This is a genomic window from Pseudomonas sp. RIT623 (genome assembly GCF_004519305.1).
In the GTDB taxonomy this organism is placed as follows: domain Bacteria; phylum Pseudomonadota; class Gammaproteobacteria; order Pseudomonadales; family Pseudomonadaceae; genus Aquipseudomonas.
The window spans coordinates 1-5896 of the sequence record NZ_SOZA01000072.1; the positions used below are offsets into that span (position 1 = coordinate 1).

The 5896-nt window shown below is 67.0% G+C and carries 4 protein-coding genes; all 4 read right to left on the bottom strand.

The window, feature by feature from the left end; genetic code table 11:
* Window positions 1–272 precede the first annotated feature (272 nt).
* The 4 genes from E3U47_RS24635 to E3U47_RS24650 are packed head-to-tail and all read right to left on the bottom strand — an operon-like array spanning window position 273 to window position 5843.
* The gene (locus E3U47_RS24635; RefSeq protein ID WP_134694177.1) at window positions 273–1718 is read right to left on the bottom strand and encodes a curlin; all 1446 of its coding nucleotides are present in this window, start codon (window positions 1716–1718) and stop codon (window positions 273–275) included.
* 20 nt (window positions 1719–1738) lie between these two features.
* Entirely contained in the window at window positions 1739–2209 is a 471-nt protein-coding gene (locus tag E3U47_RS24640; RefSeq protein ID WP_134694178.1) for a curlin, read from the bottom strand.
* Between the two features lie 14 nt (window positions 2210–2223).
* The gene (locus E3U47_RS24645) at window positions 2224–4464 is read right to left on the bottom strand and encodes an Ig-like domain-containing protein (RefSeq protein ID WP_134694179.1); all 2241 of its coding nucleotides are present in this window, start codon (window positions 4462–4464) and stop codon (window positions 2224–2226) included.
* Between the two features lie 32 nt (window positions 4465–4496).
* A complete protein-coding gene (locus E3U47_RS24650) occupies window positions 4497–5843 on the bottom strand; it encodes a hypothetical protein (protein ID WP_134694180.1) in 1347 nt (448 codons plus the stop codon).
* Window positions 5844–5896 lie beyond the last annotated feature (53 nt).

Below are 5896 nucleotides of genomic sequence, written 5' to 3' on the forward strand. Positions count from 1 at the left end.
AGCGTATAACTTTCAAAACCCACGCTCTGAAAGTCAAAGTCAAAGTCAAAGTCGTTCGACGTGGATTTTTGCAGATATAAACGCATTCATCGACGACGTCTAAAACCCATGTACCAGAGAAAAAACCGGCCACCGTAAAGTCGAAAAGGTATTCATGCCTCGCCCCCGCCAGTAAATGCGCCTACATAATCCAAAACATCAGAACAGCTCCGAGAAAAAAAGAACCGCGGTGCCAGGGAGAGGCCAACACCGCGGTCCAAGGGGAAAGGGCATCACTGTTGGGTAACGGTCGCCATGTTGGCATTGCCGTACTGTGTAATGGTGGCGGTCTGGCTGGCCCCGCTCTGGTCGACAAAGGCCTGGTTGCCATTGCCGCCCTGGGTCACGTAGGCCAGGTTGACGCCGTCGGTCTGCTTGATGGTGGCCTGGTTGCCCTGGCCATACAGCTGGTAGGTGTAGCTCTGGTTGCCACTGCCGGACTGATCGAGGGTGATGCTGCCGCCATTGCCCCCGGCCAGGCCCTCGGCGTAGTTGGCGCTACCGCGCTGGTCGGCGATCAGCAGGTTGTCGCTGCCGTTCTGCTCGAAATACAACTCGTTGTTGCTGTCGCCCTGGCGAGTCTCCATCTGGTTGCGGTTGCCGTACTGGTTCAACCGCGCCTGCTGGCTGCTGCCTTCCTGGGTGATGTTCACGCCGTTGCCGTTGCCGGCCTGGTTGATCTCGGCGTGCTGGCTGTCGCCGAACTGCCCCCCCGACTTCGCGCCCTTCCAGTTGCTGGCCATGATCTGGTTGCCATTGCCCTGGGTGCTGATGCTCAGGCTATGGTTGTCGCCGGTCTGGTAGGTGAAGTGCAGGTTGTTGTTGCCGATCTGCGAAATGCTGGTCACCGACTGGCTGGTCTCGAACTGGTCCGACCAACTGGCGTTACCACGCCCGGTCTGGCTCAGGCCGGCAGTATTGCCCTGGCCAAAGCTCTGGTCGATGTAGCCTTCGTTCTGCTGGCCATTCTGATGGACGTTGGCATAGCTGGCGGACTGGTTGTCCTGCCACACCTCCACCGAGTTGCCGGTACCGTACTGGTTGATGCCGATGCTGCCGCCCAGGCCATCGCGCTGGTCGCCATAGGCCCAGTTCTGCTTGCCTTCCTGGTAGATGGCGATATCGCCGTCCAGGTGGGTCATCTGTTCGGCGGCGGCCTGGTTGCCGGTGCCGCCTTGCTGGATAAGGCCCTTGTTGTTGGTGCCACCGAACAACTGCTCGATGGTCGCGTCGTTGCCGTGGCCGGACTGCAGGGTGGTGGCCTGGCTGGTGTTCTGGGTGTCCTGCCAGATCACCGAGCGGTTGCCGCTGCCTTGCTGCACCTGCAGCGCCTCGTTGTTGATCCCCACCGACTGGCTGGCGAAGGCATCGTTGGTGTTGCCACCGGCGCGCTGGGTGATCTGGCTGCCGTTTTCGAACAACTGCTCGGCGTAGCCGGCGTTGTACGAGCCGCTGGCGCTCTGCTGGATATGGCTGGTGCTGTTGTCCTGCAGGGCCATGTGGTTGTGGCCCTGGCCTGTCTGGGTCTGGGTGGCCGAGGCGAACGGCGCGGCCATTTGCTTGACCTCGGCGATGTTCTGGTTGCCCTGCTGGGACTGGGTCGAGTTGCTGTCATCGGCCTGCGCCTGGCCGGCAAGGGCCAGGACAATGGCGGCGCTCAGGGGGGCGAGCATATGCATGGTGATGCCTCCAGGTCTGTCTAGCGGTACTGGGTTATGTGGATCTGCTGGCCATTGCCGGCCTGGGTCACGGTGCTGTTCAGGCCCGTGCCGCGTTGGTCGATGCTGGCGCTGTTGTGGTTGCCGACCTGCTCTATGGCGGCGCTGTTGCTGCTGCCGCTCTGGCGGATCGACGCGTCGTTGCCGTAGCCCTGCTGGCTGATGGTCGCGCTGAGGTCGCTGCCTTGCTGGAGGATGTACGCCTCCTGCGCGCCTCCGGCCTGGACGATGCGGCCCAGCAGGGCCTGGCCGGCCTGGTCGAGGGCGGCGCGGTTGCCCGCGCCCTGTTGCTCGATCAGCGCTGCCTGGCCGGCAGCCAGGGGCAGCAGGCGCACCACCAGCGGTTCGCCGAGGTCGTTGCCGGCGGCGAGGTCGGCGTTGTCCACCAGGTCGTCGGCCTGGGCCTGGCCGACCAGGGCCAGGCACAGCAACAGCGAATGCAGGCGCTTCATGGCGTCCTCCGGTGCTATTGCACGGTCACGTTGACCGTGCGGGTGGTGCCCTGGCTGCTGGTCACGGTGGCCGTGGGCGTCGCGGTCGGCACGGCCGTGGTGCTGTTGCTCACTGCCAGGCGCCAGCGCCCGGTGACCGGCACCGTGGTGGTGCCCAGGGTCTGCACGCCGGTGGTGGTGGTTACCCGCACGGTGATGGTGTTGCCGGTGGTTACCGAGGAGGTGCCGCTGATGTCCCAGTTGAAGCGGTTGTTCGAGCGCGCGGTGACCGTTGCCGCGGTGACCGCGAAGGTCTCCTGGGCTGGCCGTGGCGACACCTGCACGGTGACCGTGCCGGGGCTGGACAGCGCGCCAAGGGCATCACGGGCGATATAGCTGAAGCTGGTGGTGAACCCGCTCGCGATCGAGGCCGGCGGCGTGTAGGTGATGACGTTGCCGTCGGTGCTGACCGTACCGCGCCCGGCGGTGGCCGGCTGGGTGACGCTGGCGATGCTCAGCGGCAGGTTGCCTTCCGGGTCGATGTCGTTGGCCAGGGCGTTGATGGTCAGCGGCACGCCGAGGGTGGCGACGTTGTCGGCGACCGCGCTGGGCGGCTGGTTCGGCGCGACGTTGACGGTCACCGTGGCCGGCGTCGACTTCAGGCCCTTGGCGTCCATGGCGCGGTAGCTGAAGGTAGCCACCAGTGCTGTGGTGGCGCCGGGTGGCGGGGTGTAGGTGACGGCGGTGGTGCCATTGAGGACCACGCCGCCCAGGCCGGTGCCAGGTTGGCTGAGGTCGCTGATCGACAGCGGCACGTTGCCGTCCGGGTCGCTGTCGTTGGCCAGCAGGTTGAGGGTCACGGGGACGCCGACGCTGGTGCTGGCCGCGTCGGCGTGGGCGATCGGTGCCTGGTTCTCGGCCTGCACTGGCGCGCTGCCGACCACCACCACTGGCTCGACATCGCTGCCGCCGTGGGCCGACTTGACGGTAATCGAAGCGGGCGGCTGACCCAGGTCGTTGACCGTGAGGCTCTGTGCCACGCCAGCCTTGGACATGCGCCCGAAGCCCTGCACCAGCAGGTCGGGCACCAGCACTTCGTCGCTGGAACGGGCCTCGATCAGCAAGCGCTTGTTGGCCCAGTCATAGCGGGCGGTACCGATCTTGACCACGTCGCTGAGCTTGCTCGACAGCGAGGTCGGGCGGGTGCTACCGGTGGGGCTGCTGGCGGTGACCACTATCACTGGGGGGGGCACGGCCTGGCTCAATTGTTGGCTGAAGAACAGCCCATTGTTGTCGGCGAGCATGTTGAACTGGCACGGCGACGGCGGTGTGCCGACCAGCGCCAGGCCATTGCGCAGGCACAGGCTGGCGCTGTTCGGCGCCTTGGCGTAGACCTCGACGCGGGTACCGGCGGCATTGCGTTGGTACGTGGCGCGCTCGAGGCTCACCGGGGTTTGTTGGCGCTGGTCGAGAACCTTGCCGGAAACCGTGAAGACGTTCGTCTGGATCGTCCCCGCCGGGCCCTGGATGCGGACGAAGTTGGTGTTGTTGGGGCTGCCGGTCACCGCTTCGGTGATGTTCGGGTCGCCGATGAAGGTCTCGCTGGCGCCGGTGTCGGGGTTGACCGCGGTGTACGGGCCGCCGACGCCGCGCAGGAACGGGCCGAGGTCGCCGGTCAGGGCGCCGCTGAAATTGCCCGGGGCGCCGATGCCGATGTCGCGGGTGATGTTGATCGCCCGTCGGCCAACCTGGTTGGCGGCGACGTTCACCGTTTCCACGCCGTAGGGATGGGTGATGGTGTAGGTGCCGGCGCGGGGCACCGAGGCGCGAATGCGAATGCGGGCGAAGCTCTGTTGGTCGCCGTCGACCGGGTTCTCGGCGGCGAACGCGGCCTCCAGGCCCGCCACGTAGACTTCCAGCTCGTAGCCGCTGTTGCCCACCGCCGGGATCTCGGTTTCGGCGAGGAACCAGAACATCTCGGGTGGCCAGTTGTCGGGGAACACCAGTGGCAGGGTGTCATCGTAGACCCCCGGCTCCGGCAGCAGGGTGCACAGGTAAGCCGGCGCGCCCGGCGCACCGGGCGCGCGGGTGCTGGTGGCGCGCGACTGGCACAACTCCAGGGCGAGGTTGGTGTGGTCCTTGTACCACATGGGGTAGCCCCCGGTGGCGAAGGTGTAGGGGCCGGGGTCGACCTCGGACAGCGCGGCCCAGGCCGCGCTGCTCAACGTGAGGGTGAAGCCGGCGGCGCACAGGGCACGGCGTGACCAAGTGTTCATGCTGCCTCCTTGAGGGCGGGGCCTTTGTCTGTTCATGGCACCAGCACCACGTCTTCGCTGTCGCTGCCGCCATTGGCGCTGCTGACCTGCACCCGTGCCGGCGGAATCGGCGCAAGCCCGGTGGTCAGGGTCTTGACCGCGCCGTTGCCGCTGAGGCTGCCGATCAAGCTGCCGTTGCTGGTGCGCGCGGTGAGCGCCGGCGGGCTGGTCTGGTCGCTGCTGCTGGCGACCAGGGTCAGCTGGCCGCTGGCCAGGCTGTACTCGGCACGGCTGATGGTCACCAGGTCGACCAGGGGCATGGCCGCGCTGGTCGGTGTGCTGGTGGCGATGGCCAGGCTGTTGTCGGCGGTCACCTGCAAGGTCAGTGGCAAGCTCGGGTTGAGCGCCGACTGGACGTACCAGGCGCCGGTGCCGTTGGCTTCGCCCAGGGCCAGGGCCGGGGTCTGGCTGCTCAGGGTCACCGTGGCCGGGGCTGGCGGGGCCATGACGAACACATCCTGCTGGGCGCGCAGGTCGCCGTTCTCGCTGTGTCGCGAGTAGGTGCTGCGCTGCGGGATCAGCGGGGTCGGGCGGTTGACCGTGGACAACTTGCCAGATACCGCGAACAGCTCGGTGCGCAGGTCGATGCCGTTGGGCCCTTCGATGCGCACGAAGTTGGTGTTGAACGGGCTGCCGGTCACCGGCTCTTCCAGGTTCGGGTCGCCGACGTAGCGCTCACTGGCGCCGGTGTCCGGGTTGGTTTCGCTGTAGGGGCCATTGACGCTGCGCAGGAACGGCCCGACGTCGCCCTTGAGCGCGCCGCTGAAGTCGCCCGGCGAGCCGATGCCGATGTCGCGGGTCATGTTGATCGCCCGACGGCCCCCGGCCGGCACGTCGAACACGTCGACGCCATAGGGGTGGGTGACCACATAGGTGCCGGCCACCGGCACATCGACGCGGATGCGCACCCGGGCAAAGCTGAGCTGGTCGCCGTCCTTGGGTTCCTCGGCGCTGAAGGCCGCCTCGATGGCCGAACCGTAGCTGAGGTCGATGCCCCGGGCGGCGTCGACGACCGCCGCGTCGGCGGTGAACCAGAAGGCTTCGTCGGGGAAGTTGCTGGGGAAGACGATGGGGCGGCTGTCGTCGAACACGCCGGGCGTCGGCAGCAGGGTGCACATGTACGACGGCGCGCCGGGGGCGCCGGCGACGCGCGAACTGACAGCCTTGGACAGGCACAGGTCGAGCACCCGGCCGTGGCTGTCCTGGTACCAGGCGGGGAACTTGCCGGTGGGCAGCGCGTAGGGGCCGCTGTCGACCGCGTATAGCGCAGCCTGGGCCGGTAGCTGGAGCAGGCCGGCGAAGATCGCCACGGCCAGCGGGTGGGGTGTCGGTCGGTGCATGAGTTGCTTCCTCCTGCATACGGGCCCATGGGTTGGGGCGTCTGGGGAGGGAT

Excerpts from the sequence above, each read along its gene's own strand:
- E3U47_RS24635 (WP_134694177.1), bottom strand. The coding sequence starts at position 1,718 with ATGCATATGCTCGCCCCCCTGAGCGCCGCCATTGTCCTGGCCCTTGCC.
- E3U47_RS24640 (WP_134694178.1), bottom strand. The coding sequence starts at position 2,209 with ATGAAGCGCCTGCATTCGCTGTTGCTGTGCCTGGCCCTGGTCGGCCAG.
- E3U47_RS24645 (WP_134694179.1), bottom strand. The coding sequence starts at position 4,464 with ATGAACACTTGGTCACGCCGTGCCCTGTGCGCCGCCGGCTTCACCCTC.
- E3U47_RS24650 (WP_134694180.1), bottom strand. The coding sequence starts at position 5,843 with ATGCACCGACCGACACCCCACCCGCTGGCCGTGGCGATCTTCGCCGGC.